Raw genomic sequence first — 22,471 nt, 5'->3', positions numbered from 1 at the left:
AGACAATACATGTTTTTAAAAAAAATAAAACCCTTCCTGTATTTAGGAATTTTCTATCTTATTATTTCGTTGATAATAAGAACAGTATTCTTTTTTCATCCTATTACTACTGCTAGTTTTGGATTTTTCGAAGTCGTAAAAGTTTTGCTGATAGGTCTGGTGAATGACATTTTTGTTTTCATACTGGCCAGTTCCATTCTCGCTCTTTACTTCCTCTTTCTTTCCAATTCAAAATATAAAAAACCTTACGGACACATTATTCTGAGTGCTCTGGTTCTATTCTTCCTTTATATATGGCTTGTGCCGAACAATATTTTCAAGCAGTATGGAGGTTCCATCATGGAAATAGCGCTTGTTTTCGTAGGGATAAAAACTCTTTTCTTTGGATTGATGCTTTTCCTTCCTACTCAAAGGATAAAAATACGTAACACATTATATTTCATCACATTATTATTATACGTTCTTCTGATCATTTTCAACGGAGTCAGTGAATACTTCTTCTATAATGAATTTGGAGTTCGTTATAATTTTATTGCTGTAGACTATCTTATTTATACCAATGAAGTGATTGGGAATATCATGGAAAGTTACCCTGTAATTCCATTGTTTTCTGCCATCATGCTTGTTACCCTTACCATCACGTGGTTCATTTATAAGAAAACAAAAGATGAATTGCTGGAACTTCCGGACTTTAAACAAAAAATGTTTCTTCTGGGCAGTTTTATGGTACTTTGCGCGTTGAGTGCGCTGGCAATACCGTCTTTGATGCAAATCAAATCTGACAATGTTTTCGCCGACGAAATTGAAGCCAACGGACTTCCTAAGTTCTACTGGGCGTTTACCCATAATGAACTGGATTACTTCCAGTTCTACTCGCAGATTAACCAGCAGCAGGCCGAAAAGAATTTTTTAAGCCAGTACCCACAGCATACGTTATCAAGAGCTGTCGTTGCGGAGCAGCCTGAAGTGAAGAAAAATGTAGTATTGATCTCCATTGAAAGTCTTTCTGCAGATTTCATGGAACATTATGGCAATACCCAAAAAATCACTCCTTTCCTGGACAGTCTTGCTGATAAATCACTCATGTTTACCAATCTGTATGCAACCGGAAACAGAACGGTACGCGGACTGGAAGCTTTAACATTGTGTATTCCTCCTACAGCAGGAGAAAGTATCATCAAGAGAGATGACAATAAGAATAAATTCACAACCGGAAGTGTTTTCAAGTCTAAAGGATATGATGTCAAGTTTTTATACGGCGGATACAGCTATTTTGATAATATGCAGGACTTCTTCGGAGGGAACGGCTATGGAATTGTAGACAGAAACAACTTTAAACCTGAAGAAATCACTTTTGCCAATGTTTGGGGGGTTGCTGATGAAGATATGGCAAGAAAAGCTATTCAGGTGATGAATGCCGAAGCCAAATCAGGAAAACCATTTTTCAATCACTGGATGACGGTTTCCAACCACAGACCGTTTACTTATCCTGACGGAAGAATTGATATTCCGGGAACAGCAAAATCCCGTGAAGGGGGTGTAAAGTATACAGACTACTCTCTTAAGCTGTTCTTCGATATGGCTAAGAAACAAGACTGGTACAAGAATACGGTTTTTGTTATTATTGCAGACCATTGTGCATCCAGCGCCGGGAAAACAGAACTTCCAATGGATAAATACAGAATTCCTGCCATGATTTTCTCTGAAGGATTTATTCAGCCTCAGAAATTTGATGCACTGATGTCTCAGATAGATGTAATGCCTACTCTTATGGGATTATTAAATTTCAACTATCAATCTAAATTCCTGGGTCAGGATGTGTTTAAACCTGAATTCCAGCCTAAAGCTTATGTGGCAACCTATCAGGATCTTGGATTTATCAAAGGTGAACGTTTGACTATTATTTCACCGGTTAAAAAGGTAAAACAGTATTCTTTGGAACTGGAAAAAAGTGATCTGAAACCGGAATTTAAACTGTATTACGACGAAAAATTATTAAAAGATCCAGATCAGAAACTGGTTGATGATGCTGTATCAGCCTATCAATCTACTTCTTACTGGCTCAAAACAAAACAACTCAACAGATAAATATCTAAATATTTTCGCTCATAATCTGGCGTAAAATATTTAAATTAACCCATAAATTTATTAGTATGAAATGGACAGACGACAGAGGCGGAAACGTTGATGACCGCCGTGGTTCAGGAGGCGGAAGTGGCGGTATGATTGTAGGAGGCGGACTCGGAACTTTAATTATAGCAGCCATCGTATTCTTTTTGGGAGGTGACCCATCCGGCATTTTGAATTCTGGCGGCATGCAGTCTTCAGGAAATTCCGGGGAACAGAGAGAGCTTACAGCCGATGAAAAACAAGTTGGAGAAATGGTTGATATGATGGCCAAATGGAATATTCTTACCTGGGATCAGATTTTTAAGGAAAATGGAATGACTTACAGTGCTCCTCAGGTAGTTCTTTTCGAAAATACAACATCTTCAGCATGTGGTACTGCTCAATCTGCTATGGGACCATTCTATTGTCCGGCAGATCAGAAAGTCTATATGGATATGAGTTTTTTTGGTGAACTTCAGCAAAAATTCGGCGCTAAAGTAACAGAATTTACAGTAGCTTATGTTCTTGCACATGAAGTAGGACACCATGTTCAGACCCTTTTGGGAACTACACAGAAAGTAGATGCATTAAGAAGAAGCGGAAGATATTCCGAAGAGCAGATGAACAGAGTATCCGTAGCTACAGAATTACAGGCTGATTTCTATGCCGGAGTATGGGCAAAAAGAACCAATGACAGCAAACATATTCTGGAACCAGGAGATATTGAGTCTGCCATAGATGCTGCCGAAGCAGTTGGCGATGATAATATTCAGAAAAGAGCACAGGGATATGTGAATCAGGAAAGTTTTACTCACGGCTCTTCTGCACAGCGTAAAGAATGGTTTATGAAAGGTTACAACACCGGAGATATCAGACAGGGTGATACTTTCAACCAGCTATTAAAATAGTTTTTATCAAAAATTATAATGATATAAAAAAGCGGTCTTGACTTAAGACCGCTTTTTTATTTATTGCAATTCGATCGGATTTGAATTTTTCTTAGCCTCTTCTTTCACCCTTTCTTCCATTCTTTTTCTCATATCGGCAGGATTTTGATTTCCGCCGCCGGGACCTCTTCCGCCTCCACCTATTCTTATTGTATTAGAAAATCCACCTTGTCCACCTCCACTTTGGCTCATAAACGACATTGGATCAGCTTTAAATTTTTGCTGCTGCTTGATATAATCTGTTCTTTTTACTTTCAAAGTATTTCCAAACTGGTTCAAAGCCGGAAACTCAGCAATTTTATAATTTTTCATTAAATCAAAAGAATAATCTCCTTTATCATCTTCCACTTTTACAATCAATCCCGGAAGTCCACCGAACTTATAAGGTCCGTCCTGATAAGGTAGGTCAGTTGTAAACCACGCCGTCCATTTTCTTCCACCAAAATCAGTTTCAGCTTTCTGAACTTTATACTCGCCTATTTTTCTCGTTTCTGACTCTATTTTCCAGTTCAGTGGTCTGTCTTCTTCATATGAATAAATATCACGCCCAATTCTGTCTTTGAAATAGGTCTTTTGATTTGTTTTATCTTTTTCAATGGAATAGCTGATATTCGTTCTCAATCCTTCCATCTGATCTCTGTTGATGCTTGCTCTTCCGCCTCCACTCTGAAATGCTTTTTGCATAATAGAATCTCTTTTGATTCTGTTTTCAGAATAAAACACTGATTTTTCCGGAGAAATATCCAGATAAGCATTTTCAGTCTTGATATCTGTTTTATTTTCCGCATCAGGCTTCATCGTCACCTGATATACGAATCTGTTGGTTTGTGCAGAAACATTCTGTATAAAGAGCGCCAATGCGATAATACCTATTTTTTTCATTTATATTTTTATTTATTGAGCATTATCAAAAGAAAGACTTATTGTATCTATTTTTTGACAAGTTTTCTCCTTTATTGCTTCATTATATATCTTCTTTATAGATTCAAAATATGATTCAAGGTTAAAATTATAAATAAAACCTTAACAGTAAACGGCTTAGTTTATCTTTTTTTAACATAATTTATCCTCACAGAAATAGCTATTAATATCAGAATCATTAAAATAGATATCTTCGATTTGAGATTGCGGAAATTAGTTCGTATTTTTGCATCATTAAATCATTCTAAATAAATACAATGATAAAAGTATCAGACCATGCAAAGGAGAAAGCCATCCAGTTAATGACGGAAGATGGTTTTAACCCTGCTGAAGATTATATAAGAGTAGGGGTAAAAAGCGGCGGATGCTCTGGTTTAGAGTATGTTTTAAAGTTTGACAACGAAAAAACAGACACAGATCAGATTTTTGAAGATAATAATATTAAAATTATTATAGATAAAAAATCCATCCTTTATTTAGCAGGAACAACTCTTGAGTATTCAGGAGGATTGAACGGAAAAGGGTTTGTTTTTAACAACCCGAATGCATCCAGAACATGTGGATGCGGGGAATCATTTAGTCTTTAGAGAAAAGACATTAGATCCTAGATTTCAGACCTCAGAGCTACTCTGGATTTTGAAATCTAAAATCTGAAATCTAAAAAAAAGTAATGAGTAAATATACAGAAGACGATCTAAGAGTCGATCTAGAAAATAAAAAATATGAATTCGGTTGGGAGACGAAGATTGATTATGAAGACTTCCCGACTGGTTTAAACGAGGACATCATCCGTGCGATCTCTGCTAAAAAAGAAGAGCCGGAATGGATGACTGAATGGCGATTGGAATCTTTCAAAATCTGGCAGAAAATGGTAGAGCCTGAGTGGGCTAATATCAAATATGAAAAACCAGATTTTCAGGCAATCCGTTACTATGCTGCTCCAAAAGTAAAGCCTGAACTGGCAAGCCTTGACGAAGTAGATCCTGAACTATTGAAAACATTCGAAAAGCTAGGGATTAATATCGAAGAGCAAAAAAGACTTTCAGGAGTTGCTGTAGATATCGTAATGGACTCAGTTTCTGTGAAAACTACTTTCCAGGATACACTGGCAGAAAAAGGAATTATTTTCTGTTCGATCTCTGAGGCTATTAAAAACCACCCTGATTTGGTAAGAAAATATCTTGGAAAAGTAGTTCCGAGAGGGGATAACTTTTATGCAGCATTGAATTCCGCAGTATTTTCTGACGGAAGTTTCTGTTATATTCCTAAAGGAGTAAAATGCCCGATGGAACTTTCTACTTATTTCCGTATCAACCAGGCAGGAACAGGACAGTTTGAAAGAACGCTTCTTGTAGCTGATGAAGGAAGTTATGTTTCTTATCTTGAAGGATGTACAGCACCGTCAAGAGATGAAAACCAGCTTCACGCAGCGGTTGTAGAGCTTATCGCTTTAGACAATGCTGAAATTAAATATTCAACAGTACAGAACTGGTATCCTGGTAATGAAGAAGGTAAAGGAGGTGTATTCAACTTTGTAACAAAAAGAGGACTTTGCGAAAGAAATGCAAAAATCTCCTGGACACAGGTTGAAACAGGTTCAGCAGTAACGTGGAAATATCCATCTTGTATCCTTAAAGGAGACAATTCTATCGGAGAGTTCTACTCTATTGCGGTTACCAACAACCACCAGTATGCAGATACAGGTACAAAGATGATCCACATCGGAAAGAATACCAAATCAACGATTATTTCAAAAGGTATTTCTGCCGGAAAATCACAAAACTCATACAGAGGACAGGTAAAAGTAATGCCTTCTGCAAAAGGAGCAAGAAACTTTTCACAATGTGACTCTTTATTGATGGGTAATGAATGTGGAGCTCATACTTTCCCTTATATTGAAATCAAAGACCCTACGGCACAGTTAGAGCACGAGGCTACGACTTCAAAAATCGGGGAAGATCAGATTTTCTACTGTAACCAGAGAGGTATTGATACAGAAAGAGCCATTGCTCTGATTGTAAATGGTTTCAGCAAAGAAGTTTTAAATAAGCTTCCAATGGAGTTTGCTATTGAAGCTCAGAAATTACTTGAGATTTCATTAGAAGGTTCAGTAGGATAATATTATCAAAAAGAACCCTTCAGATAAAAACAAATTGATTTAAAGGCAAGGTTTTCAGAGTTTTTATCCGATGATCAACCGCTAAAACGGAAATATAAGTTATAGTCTTTATTGAAGATTATTATAAACATAAAATATAAAAAGCTTCTCTCCGTCTATTGAGGAAATATCCTAATATAAAGACGATGTGTATATAAAGGAAAGAAGCTCATACAATTATAAAAAGCAAAAGTTAGCAAGAATGTTACAAATTAAAGACCTTCACGCCAAAATTGAAGATGGCGCAGAAATATTAAAAGGTATTAATCTTGAAATAAAGCCGGGCGAAGTTCACGCGATCATGGGACCAAACGGAGCTGGTAAATCTACCCTATCTTCTGTAATCGCAGGAAAAGAAGATTACGAAGTAACTGGTGGAGAGATTCTTTTCGAAGGACAGGACATCAGTGAAGAAGCTCCTGAAGATAGAGCTCACAAAGGGATTTTCCTTTCTTTCCAGTATCCAGTGGAAATTCCGGGAGTTTCTGTAACGAACTTTATCAAAGCTGCTTTGAACGAGACGAGAAAAGCAAACGGACTGGAAGAAATGCCGGCAAAAGAAATGCTTGCATTAATTCGTGAGAAGTCTGAAAAACTGGGAATTAAAAAAGATTTCCTTTCAAGATCATTGAACGAAGGATTCTCCGGAGGTGAAAAGAAAAGAAATGAAATTTTCCAGATGATGATGCTTAATCCTAAGCTGGCAATTCTTGATGAAACTGATTCAGGATTGGATATCGATGCTTTAAGAATCGTAGCAGATGGAGTAAATCATTTTAAAAATGAAGGAAATGCAGTTCTTTTGATTACGCATTATCAAAGATTACTAAACTATATTCAGCCTGATTTTGTTCACGTTTTAGCAGATGGAAAAATCATCAAAACAGGTGATAAGTCTTTAGCATTAGAACTTGAAGAAAAAGGTTACGACTGGCTTCTTAACTAAGAAGAATATATATTATTTCAGAGATTAACCTTTCCTGTAATCATTCATACAATGTGGCAGAAAAGAATCTCTACTATTAAAAATTGGTTTTCCTATTCCTCGGAATAACAATATTTTAGTTAATAAAAAAAGAAAAAATGGTGCAAACCACAGATATACCAGTAATGGCATTAAAAGAACAAATTATAGAGAACCATAATGAATTTTTGGAGAGTCTTCGTCACAGATTTCTGGATGAGGAAAGAAAAACAGCGCTTCAGAAATTTGCAAACCTTGGTTTTCCTACTAAAAAAGACGAAGAATATAAATATACCAATCTAAAGGAGATCACGGAAAAAAGCTACAACTTCTTCCCGAAAGAGCACCACAATATCACTAAAGAGCAGTTTGATGAACTACACCTTGGAGAAGAAAATTTTGATTGGATTGTTTTTGTAAACGGTAAGCTTCACAAAGAGTTATCTAAAGTTTCTATTGAAAATGTAGAATTCCTTTCATTCAATTATGCATTGAATGATGAGAAGCATAAAGAGGTTTTTGAAAAGTATTTCAATACGATTGCTTCCAAAGAACAGGCTTTTACGAACCTGAACCTTGCTTACTGCAAATATGGCTTCTTCCTTAAAGTTCCTAAAAATGTAGTGATTGAAAAGCCAATCCACGTTTTTTACATTTCTCAGAATCAGGAGGAAAACACATTCTACAATACCAGAAACCTTTTGATCGTAGAAGAAGGAGCAAAAGTAGAAGTGATTGAAAGCCACCATAATTTTGACAGCACTTACGTACTGACAAACTCTGTGACGGAAATCTTTACCTATCCGAATGCAAAAGCTGACTGGCACAAGCTTCAGAACGATAACAACACAACCTATCTTATCGACAATACTTTCGCAAGACAGGAGAAAGACAGTTTAACAACGGTAAACACATTCTCTTTCGGAGGTAAACTGGTAAGAAACAACCTTGATTTTATTCATAATGGATCTAATATCAATTCATTCATGAACGGAATTACCATTATCGGGAAAGATCAGTTGGTAGACCACCATACAGCAGTTCACCACAACTTCCCGAATTGTGAAAGTTACCAGAACTACAAAGGAATCTTTGATGGGAATGCTCACGGAGTTTTCAACGGAAAAGTTTTTGTGGACAAAATTGCTCAGAAAACAAATGCTTATCAGCAGAATAACAATGTATTGCTAAGTGAAGGGGCAAGTATTGATACAAAACCTCAGTTAGAAATTTTTGCAGACGATGTAAAATGTTCTCACGGATGTACCGTAGGACAATTGAATGAAGATGCTTTATTCTATCTGAGAGCCAGAGGAATTTCGAAAAAAGAAGCTCAGGCATTACTTTTATATGCTTTTGCGAATGATGCTATGCAGAATATTGATATAGAACCTCTAAAAGAGAAAATTTCAAAGCTGCTGGCTGAGAAATTAGAAGTTGATATAGAATTCTAAGACTTATATATATTGATAAAAAAGCACTTCAAATGAAGTGCTTTTTTTTATTGTATTTACTAGATTGTGTGTCTCTTATTTTTTCAACCAGCTTTGGTTATCTTTATTTTCCGAACGTTTCTTACCATTATCAAAATTATAAGCCAATCCTACGCCTAAAGTCTGCTTCAACTGAGTCTTCCATATCTGATTATGATCATACAAAAGATCCAAAGTAACGTTGGTAGAAATATATTTATTGATTTTCATGCTTAAAACTCCGCTATATCCAAGGACAAGCCTGTCCGGATGATCAAGGTAGTTTGAGAATACAGAAGCCGTATTCAGTAAGGTTATGTTCTCCATAATTTTCAGCTTGTACATTGCTGTCCCCAGGAAACCGAATTGGAAAAGAGAAGAGTCTCCATCATTTTTAAGACCATAAGTTCCCGCTTTCTGAAGATCTTCGTCTAAAACGAAAGTCCATCTGGCATTTGCAGGTCGTAAAGTAACTGTAAGATTATCATTGGGACGGTATGTAACCCCTGCTCCTACACTCAGATATCCGGGAGCCATAAAATTGGAAATCTTTTTTGCATCAGGATTATTTCCATCTTCATAACCCGGAGCAAACTGAGTCTGAAGCCCTGCTCCTGCAGACAAATACCAATGTTTGGCAAATTCTCTACCATAGTTTGTAGAAAGATTAATGACATCCTGAGTCTTTCTTACTCCCGTTCCCTGCGTGTTATTTTGCCCATATCCCAGAATAATAATATTTTCCCAAAGATCTTTCCCTTTTTCATACGTCAGGTTGTAATTAACACCAGCAAGCCAGCCAACGTTGTTAGCTCCACCTCCTACCCAGTTTGAAAAGGCAGCCTGGTTAAGCATTAATGTATTTTGCCCCTGAATAGACCATGCTTTAATGGTGTCTGATGCCGGAGCTTCTGTCTTAGCCTCCTGAGCGAATGCTACAGCTCCCAAAGAGATAGAACTGATCAATAAAAGTTTTTTCATAATGTTGATTTATTACAAATGTATAAATAATAATTTATGCCATCATAAAATTCACTTTAAAATGAATTTAACATAACTAAAAATACGCGCATAAACAACTGAAATTAAACGACTTGTAAACAAAACAATTCCTAATCAAACTTAAGTCAACTTAAAATTACAGAATTTTATAAAGAAAAAACACCTCATTTCTGAAGTGTTTTTTAACTATAATATAAATTTTCCAAACTATTTTTTGATCCACCACTGGCTGTCTTTGCGATCAGAACGTTTTACACCATTTGCGAGCGTATAGGCAAATCCGATTCCAAGAGTTTGTTTCAGCTGTGTTTTCTCTATCTGATTATGATCGTATAGCAAGTCTACGGTCACATTGGAGGATATGTATTTATTCACTTTCAGGTTCAGCAAAGCTCCATAGGCAAGAACTAATCTGTCCGGGTGATCAAGGTAATTCGAGAAGACAGAAGCCGTATTGGTTAAATAAATATCTTCCATTATTTTCAATTTATATATTGCTGTTCCCAGAAAACCGAATTGTAATAACGAAGTATCTCCATCATTTTTTAAACCATAGCTGCCTGCTGTCTGAAGGTCTTTATCCAGTACAAATGTCCATCTGGCGTTGGTAGGACGTAACGTTACAGTGAGATCATCATTGGGTCTGTATGTGATACCCATCCCGACGTTCAGGTAGCCCGGCGCCATAAAATTGGATATCTTTTTCGCATCAGGGTTATTTCCGTCTTCATATCCTGCAGCAAACTGTGATTGAAATCCTGCTCCCATAGAGAAATACCAGCTTTTTGAGAATTTTCGTCCATAATTAGTAGAAACATTGATAACGTCCTGTGTTTTTCTGATACCCTGGCCTTTTGTATCATTCTGCCCATATCCAAGAATAATGATATTTTCCCAAAGGTCTTTATCTTTTTCATACGTCAGATTATAATTCAATCCGGCAAGCCATCCAACGTTATTGGCACCACCGCCTACCCAGTTTGAAAAGGCAGCCTGATTAATCATTAATGTGTTTTTTCCTAAAACCGACCAGTATTTTATGGTATCTACCACTGCGGAATCTTTTTTCAATTCTTCTTGTGCACTTGCATATATTCCTATAAAACAGGAAAGAATCAATAAAAACTTCTTCATTACTCTAAATAATTTTCAATGCAAAAATATTAATATAATTTTTTTAAAAGCTAAAATCAGCTTTAAAAGAACCAATTTCTATAAAGTTGAATTACCTCATAACAAGATATTTCTATAAAATCAATGCCAAATAATGAGTTCAAAAGTTAAATTTAACACCTTTTGTCTTAAAATCAGGACGGTAGAAACTTATTCATCGACAAATTTTCCGAAATTTATCATTGGCTTTTGATTTGACGTAAAACCCACATGTTCAAAAATGTAATTTCCAAAAGAGCGGTTATATACCCATTGCTGATGCTTTCAACGATGTGGTTCGGGTATTTTTTACAAATGCAGGGCTTTTTTCAAAGCTGTTTTGGAGCCATTATTCCTCTCTTGCCTGAGGGATTGCTTGGTGTAGTTACCTCTCCCCTTTTACATGGAAATATCGATCATATTATAGGAAATTCCATTCCCATAGCAGCACTTATGTTTTTGCTGTATCAGTTTTATCCATTGGTTGCCAACAAAGTTTTTATCATCGGCTGGCTGGCAACGGGACTTTTGGTATGGCTTCTTCCTCCTATTGATATTCTTACCGGTGAATATATGTACACCTGTACCATCGGAGCAAGTGGCGTGGTTTATGTACTCGCTTTTTTCCTATTCTTCAGCGGGGTATTTAAATGGAATACGAAGCTTCTCACAATTTCAATGCTTGTTGTGCTTTATTATGGCAGTTTGATATGGGGGATGCTTCCTGAAGAACTGTTTTACAACATGCAGGAGCCGAGCAAAATTTCTTGGCAGGCCCATCTTTCAGGAGCTGTAGTAGGCAGTATTATTGCATTTGCTTTTAAAAATGTTGGCGAAAAGAAGAAAAAATTTATCTGGGAGTTTCCAAATTATTACAGCGAAAAAGATGATAAATTGTGGCAGGAATACAAGGAAAATCATCCTGAAGACTTTATGGAACTTCCATACAAGAAAAAAGATGATATCTGGGACCATTTGGATGAATTGAGAAAAAGATAAAACTTATTTCATTACATTTGAAAAAAAACACACATGACCTCAGAAGAATACTTTTATGCCATCGCCCTCCGCGAATGCAGCCAGATTGGCGATATCCATTTTCATAAACTTGTCCGTACTTTCGGAAGCGCTCAGGAAGCCTGGAAAAGAGCCAAAAAAGAATATAAAAAGCTGGAAGGAATAGGACAAAGAACAGTTTCAGATATTGGAAATAAGTCTCATTTGGAATTCGCAGAAGAAGAATTAAATTTTTGCGAAAAAAATAATATTCAAATCAGGTTAAAACACCTCAAAGAAATCCCTTCTCTACTTAATGAATGTAATGATACTCCCGCTATTCTTTATCAAAAAGGGAATATTGAGGATGCACAGCCAAAAATAAGTATTGTAGGAACCCGAAATATGACCGCTTATGGAAAACAGTTTATTGAAAACTTTTTTGAAGCAACACGATCCTCAAAATATACATCCATAAGCGGTCTCGCTTTAGGCGTCGATAAAGAAGTTCATGAACAGTCTATTTGTCATCAAAAGCCCACTGTAGCTGTTCTTGCACATGGTTTTCAATATCTATATCCGGCAAAAAACAGAAAACTTTCTGAAAAAATATTACAGGAAGGAGGAGCATTAATAACGGAGTTCAGCTCTTCCAGAAAACCTGACCGGGAAAACTTTATCCAGAGAAACAGAATTGTGGCAGGAATATCCCCTGCAACGATTGTAGTGGAAACCGGTTTCGGAGGAGGCTCTGTGAGCACAGCAGCCTTTGCCAATGATTATAACCGTGATGTTTTTGCACTGCCTGGAAAAATTACAGACAGTTCTAGCCAGGGATGTAATCAGCTGATTTTCCATAATAAAGCAACGGCAATTTCTACCATAAAAGATCTTATAGAACTCCTTGGATTAAATGATCCTAAAGAAAAAATGGAAGAGTTATTTCCTTATAGCGAGACCAAACTACAATTATCTGACAATCAGAACTTAATATATCAATCTATTCAATCTTATCCTCAAATCTGTTTAGACGATCTCTCCATGAGAATTGATCTTCCTACTCATAAAATCTTACCAATAATTTTAGAATTGGAACTTTTAGGGAAAGTAAAATCATTTTCCGGGAGGCAATTCATCGCAATTTAAGATTTAATGATTTCTTAATATTGCATTATTTCATATATAACATTTCATTTTTAATAAAATTTAAACACAAATTATCAATTTAATAATATTACGAAACATTATTATTTAATTTTTAACAATGTTAAAATATAGTGTTGTGAATCTTGAAAAAAAAATTAAATTTGTTGACAATAATATTCAACCTTAATATATGGAACAATATAATATTGACCAGAAAATCCAAGAGTTTATTGCAAAAATTGAAGCAAAAAATCCTAACGAACCGGAATTTTTACAGGCTGTAAAAGAAGTTGCCGTAACCGTAATTCCATTCATTGCTACTAAAAAAGAATATACCGGAATGAAGCTGCTTGAAAGAATGGCTGAAGCTGAAAGAATTATTATTTTCAGAGTTCCATGGGTTGATGACAAAGGAGAAATTCAGGTTAACAGAGGTTTCAGAATTCAAATGAACTCTGCTATTGGACCATACAAAGGAGGAATCCGTTTCCACCCTACTGTAAACTTATCAGTTCTTAAATTCCTGGCGTTCGAACAAGTATTCAAAAACTCTTTGACAACTCTTCCAATGGGAGGTGGTAAAGGAGGTTCAGATTTCGATCCACAAGGAAAATCTGATATGGAAGTAATGCGTTTCTGCCAGGCTTTCATGACAGAATTATGCAAACACATCGGTCCTGAAACAGACGTACCTGCAGGAGATATCGGTGTTGGAGCAAGAGAAATCGGATATTTATTCGGACAGTACAAGAAAATCAGAAACGAGTTTACCGGAGTTCTTACAGGAAAAGGTCTTGCTTACGGAGGCTCATTAATCCGTCCTGAAGCTACAGGATATGGTGTAGTATACTTCGCAGAGCAGATGCTTAAAACGATCGGACAGGATTTCAAAGATAAAATTGTAACAGTATCAGGTTTCGGAAACGTAGCGTGGGGAGTTATTAAAAAAGCAACTGAACTAGGTGCTAAAGTTGTAACAATCTCTGGTCCTGACGGATATATCTACGATAAAGATGGTATCAGCGGAGAAAAGATCGATTATTTATTAGAACTTAGATCTTCTGGTAATAACAGAGCGGAAGACTATGCTAAAAAATATCCATCAGCTGAGTTCCACGCTGGAAAACGTCCTTGGGATGTGAAGTGTGACGTAGCTTTCCCTTCCGCAACTCAAAACGAATTAGATTTAGACGATGCAAGAAAATTAGTTGAAAACGGATGTATCTGTGTAACTGAAGCGGCTAACATGCCTTCTACACTAGATGCTATCAACTATTTCTTAGATAATAAAGTATTATTCTCTCCTGGTAAGGCTTCCAACGCTGGAGGTGTTGCTACATCAGGATTAGAAATGACTCAGAACTCTATCCGTCTTAACTGGACTTCTGAAGAAGTTGATGCAAGATTAAAGGAAATCATGATCGGTATCCATAAAGCTTGTAGAGACTACGGAAAAGACGAAGACGGTTATGTAAACTACGTAAAAGGTGCAAATATTGCCGGCTTCGTAAAAGTAGCAGAAGCAATGTTGGCTCAAGGAGTTGTGTAACAAAAAACAAAGGTTGGGAAAAACTCCCGACCTTTTTTGATATAGCCTGTTCCCGGGATAATGGGAAAAAAGTAAAAAGTGAAAGGAGAAAGCGCTGCTATATGCAGCGCTTTTTTTATTTTTATATGATGCAAAACACCTTTAAAAATATTGATGAATATATACTTCTGTTTCCGATAGATGTACAGAAAAAATTACTCAAACTTAGAAAAGTAATTCATTTACAGGTTCCGGATTTGGAAGAATATATCGGATATCAGATGCCGGCCTTCCGGTACAAAGGAAAACCGTTGATTTATTTTGCAGGATATAAAAAGCATATCGGATTCTATCCCGGAGCTGAGGGTATTCATAATTTTAAAAAAGATTTTGAGGAAAGAAAGTATAAATTTTCAAAAGGAGCTGTTCAATTTCCCATCACTGAAAATCTGCCGCTGGATCTGGTCACCAAGATTTTATTGTTCAAAGTGGAAGAAATTGAACAAAAAAAATCCTGAAATACAAGATTTCAGGATTCCGACTAGTGTTTGCTAAGTGCTTTACTTTTTCTTCTTTTTGTCTTTCTTCTCTTCTTTAGGAGCATCTGCAGGCTTAGTAGCATCAGTAGGCGTTGTACTTACTGATGGATCCGTTGCAGGTGCAGTTTCCATTGTAGTTGCAGGTGATTTTTCCTGTTGATTCTTTGGATCCGAAGGACTTGTAGTCTGTGTATTCGGTTGTTGAGTCTGAGTTGTCGTAGTGTTATTAGTAGAAGTATCGGCCGGCTTTTGTGGTGTTGATTGTGCTGATACTGCGATTACTCCGACTAATGTAAACGCTGCCGTTAAAAATAACTTTTTCATAATGTAATATTTAAATGATTGTTTAACTTAAACGAGACATTATTTATAAAATTATGTGTAAAAGACTTATTTAACGTACTTTATAATTATTTAAGAGGAATTTGCAAAAATGAGTTAGAGTGCTTTGGCTGGAAGAGGGATGTTGGAAGCAGGAAGTTTATTAGATTAGAAGTCGCAGTTTTTCTGATCAAAGATGAGAGCCCCCAATCCCCATCTCCCCTCTTCCTGCTTACAAAACTATTTTCCTATATTCTTCATCATTTTTTCTACAAATTCAAATGCTGCAGGGCAGATAACTGTATTTTTCAGCATCAAATTATTGATCTGATAAATCTTTTTACGGTCTGTATGAGGATATTCACGGCAGGCTTTTGGTCTTACGTCGTAGATAGAGCATGTATTATCGTCGTTCAGAAAAAAACAGGGAAGATTCTGCAATACTTTATCATTATCTTCATCTACTCTCAAAAATTTTGCTTCAAAGTCTGCAGACTTCATTCGGAGATGCTTGGAAATTCTCTCAATATCTTTTTCGGTATAGAGAGGTCCCGTTGTTTTGCAACAATTGGCACACTGCAGACAATCTATTTCTTCAAAAACTTCATCATGTGTCTCCTGCACTATATAATCGAGATTCTTGGGCGGTTTTTTCTTTAATCCGTCCAGAAATTTCTTGTGTTCTTTCTGCTTTTGTATCGCTTGTTTTTTATAAAAATCTAAATCCATTTATTCTTTGTTTCTCACGGACTCCGGAAGTTCTTCTTTTTTATACTCGTTAATTTTATCCAGATCCAGTACCGTTGAGAGATTTTCTTTATTTGGATAATACATCGGAACAAATTTGGCTCCATATACAATTTCTCCAGTAGTGTACGAAGATCTTTGAACCACCGTATTTGAAAATACTTCATCAAATGCGCGTACCTGTACGATGAGCTCAAGATCTGTATTTTTAAAATCCTCTTCAGAAAAACCGTAAAACGGAGAGTTTTCATCAATTTTATGCACTACAGTCCAGTTGAGAGCCAACGTATTGATCTTACTCATCTGCGTGGTAAGTCGGTAAAAATTACTTTTGGCAACCCCATTTTCCACAACTTCAATAGCTACCGATACAATTACGTCGGCATCCGTCAATGCATTATTTTTATAGGGAGCAAGCCTGAACATCAATGCTGAAGATTCCTGAAAAGGAGCAATAACTGCTATATCAGAAAATCTAAGATATGCCCGTGGTCTTGAAAATCTTCCGTAAAAAAGCCCTGTTGCAATGGCAAAGGTAAGCAATCCCAGAAAAGCTTCAAAAGTTGCTACAAGACTTGCCAAAAATCCTACCGGAGCTATCCTCCCATATCCAACTGTGGTGAATGTCTGGGAACTAAAGAAAAAGACATCAATAAATTCATTGAGTGGATCACTTTTATCTATTCCTGTGAGATGCTCTACCCCAATCAGATAATAGATCATTGCAAACAGTAGATTAATGAGAATATAAGCGATAACCAGATAAGAAATAAAACGAAATGAGGACAAATTCAGCATGGTGTGATACCAGCTTAACCTGTTAAAAACATTAACGCCTCTTCGCTGAACATTCGGGAGACCATCTTTATTGATGAACCTTCCTGAGGCATTGGTTCCGAAACCACTGTTCTCCGCATTTTTCTGACGGATCTTTTTTCTGAATCCTCCTGTCATTTTTTAATCATTTTGACTTTGTTATATTAGATTTTCCTCTACAATAAGCCAGTTGATGATTAGCTCTTTCTTTCAGCATACAGATATTTTAAAAGGCAAAGTTAAGCATAGAACACATTATGATGCTTAATTTTTTAAGTAATCATTTTTTTAAATTACTCCCTTCAGATGATAGATGATTTTACCATGGATTTTCTATAAAGCTGTTTACTTAAAATGAATAAAAAAACAGCAGAAATTCAAATTTTTCTGCTGTTTATATCATTTATTAAATCCCAATTACACAATAGCGTTTCATGCGGGGCAATTGGGTAATCTCAAATTCCGGCGAATTAATTACTAATATTATTCTTTAATAATTTTAGACTGATATTTATTGGTCCCGTTATTTATTGAAATAATATAAATTCCCGTTTTCAGATCTTTTATTTTATCGTTAATTTCCTTATTGATGTCACTTAGAGAGCCTTTTACTGAAATCAATAACGTCCCTGTCATATCAGATAATTCAGCGTTCAGATTTTCTCTTGAATTTTTAATATGGATAACCAGTTTTTGTCCATTCTTTAAGGGATTCGGATAAATAATAAAGTCATTATTATTTGTCTTACTATCCTTAACAGCTAAAGTATTTGCCGGATAAACGAGAATTTTTTGCCCGTTATATCCTACTGCATATACTTTCAAAGCATTAGAAGGGAAATCAACATATGTATTGGCCAATGTAGTATCTCCAGTTCCTACGATAGAAACACTGATGAGCTGGTCACCTGCATCATAAGTTTCAAATGCAACAGCATTATTCCACTTAGAATTATTTACCAATAAAAACTGACCTTGCGCATTGTTCACAATCTGGGCCCCAATTCCTGTAATTCCTGAGACAGGAAGAAGATTTTTATAGGCATTCACGCTATTTGCCGAAAGATAATTAATCACAGGAGATACTGGTTTTGCATACCCCTTCATTAAAACATAGGCTTTCACATCATCAATCATACTTTGTGTAATCGTAAGCTGACCGTTTGAGTAATCTGAAATTGTAGCATTAATAGGTTTTAAAAAACCTGTATTGGTAAAGAAATCTGTAAGGTCTTCCTGCACAGCGTCACAGGTATTTTTCACAAAATTCATGACCATTTGTCCATTGGTAAGCTGGGTTTCGTTTGTGTTTCTTACTTTTTCAGCTACTGTAGCAAACCAATGTGCATAATCTATTCCCGGAACAGCAGGTATAACCGGAGGCGTATTTTCATCTGACATATCCGAATCAAATGCAAGCGTAGATGCACTTTTTGAAGCACCCGCCAATTGATAATACAATTCTAATTGCCAAAACGGAATAAGGCTTCTGAAATTTGCATCTGCAGGATTCACATAATCTGTTCTGAACTGATCCATAATACTCTTCCCGTTAATTTGGGTTTGAATAATAATTTCTCCAAATCTGTTTCCTGCCACTTTAGGGAAAGCCGTTTTATCAGCAATTTCACCTTCCAGTCTTGTAAATCTGTTAGCTCCTGTTGGTGAATACAAATTGTAATATGCCCAAAGCGAGTACATATTATTTGTAATTTCTGTCGTTCCGATCCATCTTAGCCCAGGTCTAATCTGATTGACATGCCCTAATTCATGAGCGACTCCCCAAAAGTCCAGACCAGTTGCTGAAGCAGAATTTGAAAGCCCCCAAGTGAGATCTAAATGAGCACCCAGGCCTCCTGCATACCAGCCTCCAGAAGATTCTGTATAAACAAGCTGTCTGTTTTTAAGATTTTTATTAAACTTAAAAAAGCCCATCATTTCTCTTTCAGATTTAACAATTGCATCGTATTTATCAATTAAAGGCTGAGCGGTGGTGAAATGGAAATTGCTTATCACAGACTTATCCATCATCAGTTTCGTGTAATAACCTTCTATATCAATTTTTGGATAGACATCATTAGTCAGCATTTCAATCCATTCTGCAGACGCTGTACCCTTTTTATATATACCATTTACAATCCCTGCTGTAATATTTGCCGATACAGGTAATGCATTTACATCATCAGTGTAATATGAAATGTATCCCAGTCCGGCATTTGTAATATTAAGAATATTCAGTCCATTTTTCAATTCATAAGATTTTTCAGGAGAAGCTCCTTCAGTAGCGAAATCTCTTATTTTTAAATAAACTTTGTTTGCCTCCGTAATATCTTTGGCAAAAACAATAGCAGTAGTATTAGCCTGAAATGCTAACCCTGTCGGATTTTCATAGCCATTATAATTCCCTAGCTTATACTGGTTGTTTATGGATTCAATTGTTTTATATGCCGTAAAAGTCTGAACTCTGTATTTTCTATTATAGGTATTATTAAATAAACACTGAGCTAACCCTTTAATGAAAGGTGAGGAAATTGCATCAATATCCTGCTGGGTTATTGTTGGTTTTAAAGTACTGAAAAGAGTATCATTAAAAATATTTGAATAAGCTGAAAGATTAAAACTATTAGGGCTGTTCTGAAAAAATTCCATTTCAGCACAACTGGCAAAATTGTTTTTACCATCAAGAACCTCAATCTTTATATTTAAAGGAGTAATGGCAGAAGGAAAAACTACCGTTTTAATAGTACTCGTTTGTCCAAAATTTTGAGTAGCAATATCAACATAAGCAGGGTTAGAAATGGTATTATAACTTACTTTTACATTTCCGAAAAGACCATTAGGCCCACCATCTTGTCTTGGGGTGTATCTTAAATAATTCATAGATGTCTGCCCATCAAACTTATAAATCAGAGAAATAGGAAAAGTGGCTGCTGTAGCATTCCAGCTACAATGATAAAGCGTACTTACATTACCATCAAAGGATTTCTCTATATTTTCTCCCGATTGGAAACTTGAAGCCGAAGATCCTGCCACCTGAGGCAACACAGGAATATCCGCATACCCTGAAAACTCATTGGTGGGGAGTGTACATTCTGTTTGTATAGGGTCCATCTGTTCTTCAGAATAAAACTCCATCTCTGCACAACTTGAAAAATTATTTTGAGCACTTAGAACATCAATCCTAATAACATCAGGATGAACAATTGCTGTTGGCAAATCTATTGTTTTTGCCGTATTATCAGATGCCCAGGAAATAACTCCAGTTGCTGCTATAAAAACAGAAGGATCGGATTGCGTAGAATAGGAAACCTTCACACTTGTCCATATTCCATTAGGACCTGTTGTTCTAGGCTTGTACACCAACTTTTTTACACTTTTTACCCGACTGGAAAATTTGAAATTTAATTGATCCGGAAGTGCAGTACTCAAATTATACCGCGAATGATAAAGTGTATTCACATTATTATCATTACACATTCCTGCCTCCTGCCCGGGCTGTGGTGGTTGTAACGAACTTACATAAGCTATAGGCATTTTATATTGCTGAGCAAAAACTATCTGTAAGAAGAACAGAAATAAAAGGATAAAATAATTTTTTTTCATCTTGTTGTAATTTTTGATTAATAAAATTTATTCAGAGCTACTGCTATAAAGGCGATATAATTGAAAGATTTCCAATTTGATACTATTGTGTCAAAATGGTTGAGTAAAGAACGAAAGCTGTTCAGCCATGCATTAGATCTTTCTATAGCCATCTATTCCTGTAAAAAATTCATCAAAATAGCTCTCAGTGAAAACCATCTTGAGAACAAAAATTAGGAGCCAGATTATTTTTCTATCATAGCTTTGCCAAATACTTGTACATCAACCTAAAAGTTTTATTTCTAAAATTAAGAATTAAAATAATTGCAAAAACTTATACCTACCTGTTTTTAATAATACACCACCAGTTGAATTATATTATTACAATCCCGCTTTACATTAAACTGCTGAAAAAATGAAAAAACAATACTCCACTTTTACCCTTTTTTAATAAGAGAAATTCTATATCTTTTGTGCCGGTGATTCCAGTACGGTAACACTTACATTGCTAACAGATTTTACGATCCCTGACTCTCCGTGTATATTGGTAAGAAAATCAGGGAAGCTTTCGATAGGAAAAGCCCAATAGTAATGTCCATCTACGGGAGAGGGAAAGTTCGCCTGTAATCTTCCTTTTAATTTCATCGGTACAAAGTATTCAACGGATGATCCCTTCAATTTTGTAAGGACAGAAATTGTTTTTTTAGAATGAGCGGGCACAATGGTTTTGTAGCTGCTGGTTTCAGTAACTTCTTCAGAATTTTCTGTACCTTCAGTAGTATCTCCTCCTACAACAACTTTTGTACTGGCTGAAGCTTTTGCAACTAACGGAATATCAACGGATACTGAAGCTGCCACTTCAAATGAACCTGAAACGGTCCGTTTCCAGGAAGTAGAATATCCTTTTTTATAAGAATAGGTTACCGTAATTTCACTTTCTCTGTCGCCATTGTTAATTGCCTCCGTAGTGTAAGCATTGTCCGGTAGATCTGCACCGTCCGTTTTTATTGTCACCTGAGGAGTTCCCAAAACAATGGAAACATTAGGATTTGGAGCTGTATTCCGGGCATCTCCATCTACAGAAAGGTCTGGATTAAATATAATTCCATCCGGAACCTGACCGGAATAAGCAAAAACGTTTTTCAACCGTGTTCTTTCTCCGGAATAACTGACATCATATCCCATATCTTTCAGGTGATTTGTCTTGAAAGGGATTTCACGCTCTTCATTTGGCGAACTATAGCTGGCACCCAAACTATTATTGCCTGATAATTTAAACTCATCTGCAATTTTCCAGCCCTGCTGAAGCATCTCTTCCTCAGTCAACTGTGATTTCTTTACTTCAGAATAATGTACTTTTTCTGAATCATCATTCATAGCACTCACTTCATCCCTTGAACATGATACTGAAAACATCAATAAGAGAATACAAACAGAATTGATTTTTTTGATCATTTTAAAAATTTTTTAGTGTTTAATAATTAAATTTACAAAAAATGAATTCTTTTAAGGTGCTTTTTTGCGAATTAATCAAATTTTAATCTTTCCCAATTTTCCATTGTTTTATAATATGTTGTTCTCTAAAATACTGTTTACATGAAATTTATCAATTTCGCGACTGAAATTTTTAATACGAATTATACTAACTTTGAAGTATGAAAAAGCTTGAATCAAGAGAAGATATTGAACACCTTGTCAATTCATTTTACAACAAAGTTGTTAAAGATGAAACCATTGGATTCTTTTTTAATGAAATTGCTAAAGTAGATTGGGATAAACATCTTCCTAAAATGTATTCTTTCTGGGAATCTATTCTTTTTGGGCAGATGAGCTATAAAGGAAATCCAATGGGTGTCCACTTCCCGGTTAATGAGATACAAGCTATGGAACAGAAGCACTTTGACAGATGGCTGCTGCTTTGGCGTACGACTATTGAGGAAAATTTCGTAGGCGAAAATGCCGACATCGCGATTTACAAGTCAGAGAATATAGCAAAACTGATGGCTTTCAAAATGGAGCTGGCGAGAAGGTTGTAGTGATACGGGATTCGGGGTACGGGATATCGATGTCG

General features: G+C 36.0%; 19 protein-coding genes and 1 pseudogene. 11 read left to right on the top strand and 9 right to left on the bottom strand.

Annotated features, from left to right (window positions below; all coding sequences use genetic code 11):
• Window positions 1-9: 9 nt before the first annotated feature.
• On the top strand, window positions 10-2,088 hold the full coding sequence (locus A1704_RS10385; RefSeq protein ID WP_062673106.1) for an alkaline phosphatase family protein: 2,079 nt from the start codon (window positions 10-12) through the stop codon (window positions 2,086-2,088).
• 65 nt (window positions 2,089-2,153) lie between these two features.
• Window positions 2,154-3,017 carry a KPN_02809 family neutral zinc metallopeptidase gene (gene ypfJ / locus A1704_RS10380; protein ID WP_062673104.1) on the top strand — a complete coding sequence of 288 codons (864 nt, stop codon included), beginning with the start codon at window positions 2,154-2,156 and terminating at the stop codon, window positions 3,015-3,017.
• A 60-nt stretch (window positions 3,018-3,077) separates the two neighbouring features.
• Here ypfJ and A1704_RS10375 read toward each other — a convergent pair whose 3' ends face one another.
• Entirely contained in the window at window positions 3,078-3,938 is an 861-nt protein-coding gene (locus A1704_RS10375) for a GLPGLI family protein (protein WP_062673101.1), read from the bottom strand.
• Between the two features lie 296 nt (window positions 3,939-4,234).
• On the opposite strand from A1704_RS10375, the gene A1704_RS10370 reads away from it, so the two are divergent.
• From A1704_RS10370 to sufD, 4 genes are all read left to right on the top strand, one after another.
• On the top strand, window positions 4,235-4,564 hold the full coding sequence (locus tag A1704_RS10370) for a HesB/IscA family protein (RefSeq protein WP_062673099.1): 330 nt from the start codon (window positions 4,235-4,237) through the stop codon (window positions 4,562-4,564).
• A gap of 83 nt (window positions 4,565-4,647) precedes the next feature.
• Window positions 4,648-6,096 carry a Fe-S cluster assembly protein SufB gene (sufB, locus tag A1704_RS10365; RefSeq protein ID WP_062673097.1) on the top strand — a complete coding sequence of 483 codons (1,449 nt, stop codon included), beginning with the start codon at window positions 4,648-4,650 and terminating at the stop codon, window positions 6,094-6,096.
• Between the two features lie 241 nt (window positions 6,097-6,337).
• The gene (gene sufC, locus A1704_RS10360; RefSeq protein ID WP_034691829.1) at window positions 6,338-7,081 is read left to right on the top strand and encodes a Fe-S cluster assembly ATPase SufC; all 744 of its coding nucleotides are present in this window, start codon (window positions 6,338-6,340) and stop codon (window positions 7,079-7,081) included.
• A 164-nt stretch (window positions 7,082-7,245) separates the two neighbouring features.
• A complete protein-coding gene (sufD, locus tag A1704_RS10355) occupies window positions 7,246-8,553 on the top strand; it encodes a Fe-S cluster assembly protein SufD (RefSeq protein ID WP_062673772.1) in 1,308 nt (435 codons plus the stop codon).
• Between the two features lie 75 nt (window positions 8,554-8,628).
• On the opposite strand, the gene A1704_RS10350 is transcribed toward sufD, so the two are convergent.
• Window positions 8,629-9,552, bottom strand: coding sequence for a DUF3078 domain-containing protein (locus tag A1704_RS10350; protein ID WP_062673095.1), 924 nt, complete (start codon window positions 9,550-9,552; stop codon window positions 8,629-8,631).
• Window positions 9,553-9,780: 228 nt separating this feature from the next.
• On the bottom strand, window positions 9,781-10,707 hold the full coding sequence (locus A1704_RS10345) for a DUF3078 domain-containing protein (RefSeq protein ID WP_062673093.1): 927 nt from the start codon (window positions 10,705-10,707) through the stop codon (window positions 9,781-9,783).
• A 249-nt stretch (window positions 10,708-10,956) separates the two neighbouring features.
• Here A1704_RS10345 and A1704_RS10340 point away from each other — a divergent pair, with 249 nt between their 5' ends.
• The 4 genes from A1704_RS10340 to A1704_RS10325 all read left to right on the top strand — a co-directional run bounded on the left by A1704_RS10340 (window position 10,957) and on the right by A1704_RS10325 (window position 14,913).
• On the top strand, window positions 10,957-11,724 hold the full coding sequence (locus A1704_RS10340) for a rhomboid family intramembrane serine protease (RefSeq protein WP_062673091.1): 768 nt from the start codon (window positions 10,957-10,959) through the stop codon (window positions 11,722-11,724).
• A gap of 33 nt (window positions 11,725-11,757) precedes the next feature.
• The gene (dprA, locus tag A1704_RS10335) at window positions 11,758-12,867 is read left to right on the top strand and encodes a DNA-processing protein DprA (protein WP_062673089.1); all 1,110 of its coding nucleotides are present in this window, start codon (window positions 11,758-11,760) and stop codon (window positions 12,865-12,867) included.
• Between the two features lie 190 nt (window positions 12,868-13,057).
• Window positions 13,058-14,416 (top strand): NADP-specific glutamate dehydrogenase, encoded by a 1,359-nt coding sequence (gene gdhA / locus A1704_RS10330; protein ID WP_062673086.1) that lies wholly within the window; start codon window positions 13,058-13,060, stop codon window positions 14,414-14,416.
• A gap of 101 nt (window positions 14,417-14,517) precedes the next feature.
• Window positions 14,518-14,913 (top strand): iron chaperone, encoded by a 396-nt coding sequence (locus tag A1704_RS10325; protein WP_238590601.1) that lies wholly within the window; start codon window positions 14,518-14,520, stop codon window positions 14,911-14,913.
• 42 nt (window positions 14,914-14,955) lie between these two features.
• Here A1704_RS10325 and A1704_RS10320 read toward each other — a convergent pair whose 3' ends face one another.
• The 6 genes and pseudogenes from A1704_RS10320 to A1704_RS10300 form a co-directional block, all read right to left on the bottom strand.
• A complete protein-coding gene (locus tag A1704_RS10320; RefSeq protein ID WP_062673083.1) occupies window positions 14,956-15,258 on the bottom strand; it encodes a hypothetical protein in 303 nt (100 codons plus the stop codon).
• 237 nt (window positions 15,259-15,495) lie between these two features.
• Window positions 15,496-15,984, bottom strand: coding sequence for a YkgJ family cysteine cluster protein (locus tag A1704_RS10315; RefSeq protein ID WP_062673081.1), 489 nt, complete (start codon window positions 15,982-15,984; stop codon window positions 15,496-15,498).
• Entirely contained in the window at window positions 15,985-16,956 is a 972-nt protein-coding gene (locus tag A1704_RS10310) for an ion channel (RefSeq protein ID WP_062673079.1), read from the bottom strand.
• Between the two features lie 345 nt (window positions 16,957-17,301).
• Window positions 17,302-20,421 carry a M60 family metallopeptidase gene (locus A1704_RS10305; protein WP_062673076.1) on the bottom strand — a complete coding sequence of 1,040 codons (3,120 nt, stop codon included), beginning with the start codon at window positions 20,419-20,421 and terminating at the stop codon, window positions 17,302-17,304.
• A gap of 17 nt (window positions 20,422-20,438) precedes the next feature.
• Window positions 20,439-20,570, bottom strand: a pseudogene (locus A1704_RS24910) (IS5 family transposase); the annotation flags it as partial.
• Between the two features lie 292 nt (window positions 20,571-20,862).
• On the bottom strand, window positions 20,863-21,855 hold the full coding sequence (locus A1704_RS10300) for a hypothetical protein (protein ID WP_062673074.1): 993 nt from the start codon (window positions 21,853-21,855) through the stop codon (window positions 20,863-20,865).
• 200 nt (window positions 21,856-22,055) lie between these two features.
• Between A1704_RS10300 and A1704_RS10295 the strand changes: the two genes are divergently transcribed.
• The gene (locus A1704_RS10295) at window positions 22,056-22,436 is read left to right on the top strand and encodes a group III truncated hemoglobin (RefSeq protein ID WP_062673072.1); all 381 of its coding nucleotides are present in this window, start codon (window positions 22,056-22,058) and stop codon (window positions 22,434-22,436) included.
• The last annotated feature ends 35 nt before the right edge of the window (window positions 22,437-22,471 follow it).

Origin of the sequence: Chryseobacterium cucumeris, from assembly GCF_001593385.1 — a bacterium.
Taxonomy (GTDB): Bacteria; Bacteroidota; Bacteroidia; order Flavobacteriales; family Weeksellaceae; genus Chryseobacterium; species Chryseobacterium cucumeris.
Note: the sequence above shows the minus strand (reverse complement) of the source record. Positions and strands in the feature narration are given on the sequence as shown.

Excerpts from the sequence above, each read along its gene's own strand:
- A1704_RS10385 (WP_062673106.1), top strand. The coding sequence starts at position 10 with ATGTTTTTAAAAAAAATAAAACCCTTCCTGTATTTAGGAATTTTCTAT.
- ypfJ (WP_062673104.1), top strand. The coding sequence starts at position 2,154 with ATGAAATGGACAGACGACAGAGGCGGAAACGTTGATGACCGCCGTGGT.
- A1704_RS10375 (WP_062673101.1), bottom strand. The coding sequence starts at position 3,938 with ATGAAAAAAATAGGTATTATCGCATTGGCGCTCTTTATACAGAATGTT.
- A1704_RS10370 (WP_062673099.1), top strand. The coding sequence starts at position 4,235 with ATGATAAAAGTATCAGACCATGCAAAGGAGAAAGCCATCCAGTTAATG.
- sufB (WP_062673097.1), top strand. The coding sequence starts at position 4,648 with ATGAGTAAATATACAGAAGACGATCTAAGAGTCGATCTAGAAAATAAA.
- sufC (WP_034691829.1), top strand. The coding sequence starts at position 6,338 with ATGTTACAAATTAAAGACCTTCACGCCAAAATTGAAGATGGCGCAGAA.
- sufD (WP_062673772.1), top strand. The coding sequence starts at position 7,246 with ATGGCATTAAAAGAACAAATTATAGAGAACCATAATGAATTTTTGGAG.
- A1704_RS10350 (WP_062673095.1), bottom strand. The coding sequence starts at position 9,552 with ATGAAAAAACTTTTATTGATCAGTTCTATCTCTTTGGGAGCTGTAGCA.
- A1704_RS10345 (WP_062673093.1), bottom strand. The coding sequence starts at position 10,707 with ATGAAGAAGTTTTTATTGATTCTTTCCTGTTTTATAGGAATATATGCA.
- A1704_RS10340 (WP_062673091.1), top strand. The coding sequence starts at position 10,957 with ATGTTCAAAAATGTAATTTCCAAAAGAGCGGTTATATACCCATTGCTG.
- dprA (WP_062673089.1), top strand. The coding sequence starts at position 11,758 with ATGACCTCAGAAGAATACTTTTATGCCATCGCCCTCCGCGAATGCAGC.
- gdhA (WP_062673086.1), top strand. The coding sequence starts at position 13,058 with ATGGAACAATATAATATTGACCAGAAAATCCAAGAGTTTATTGCAAAA.
- A1704_RS10325 (WP_238590601.1), top strand. The coding sequence starts at position 14,518 with ATGCAGCGCTTTTTTTATTTTTATATGATGCAAAACACCTTTAAAAAT.
- A1704_RS10320 (WP_062673083.1), bottom strand. The coding sequence starts at position 15,258 with ATGAAAAAGTTATTTTTAACGGCAGCGTTTACATTAGTCGGAGTAATC.
- A1704_RS10315 (WP_062673081.1), bottom strand. The coding sequence starts at position 15,984 with ATGGATTTAGATTTTTATAAAAAACAAGCGATACAAAAGCAGAAAGAA.
- A1704_RS10310 (WP_062673079.1), bottom strand. The coding sequence starts at position 16,956 with ATGACAGGAGGATTCAGAAAAAAGATCCGTCAGAAAAATGCGGAGAAC.
- A1704_RS10305 (WP_062673076.1), bottom strand. The coding sequence starts at position 20,421 with ATGAAAAAAAATTATTTTATCCTTTTATTTCTGTTCTTCTTACAGATA.
- A1704_RS10300 (WP_062673074.1), bottom strand. The coding sequence starts at position 21,855 with ATGATCAAAAAAATCAATTCTGTTTGTATTCTCTTATTGATGTTTTCA.
- A1704_RS10295 (WP_062673072.1), top strand. The coding sequence starts at position 22,056 with ATGAAAAAGCTTGAATCAAGAGAAGATATTGAACACCTTGTCAATTCA.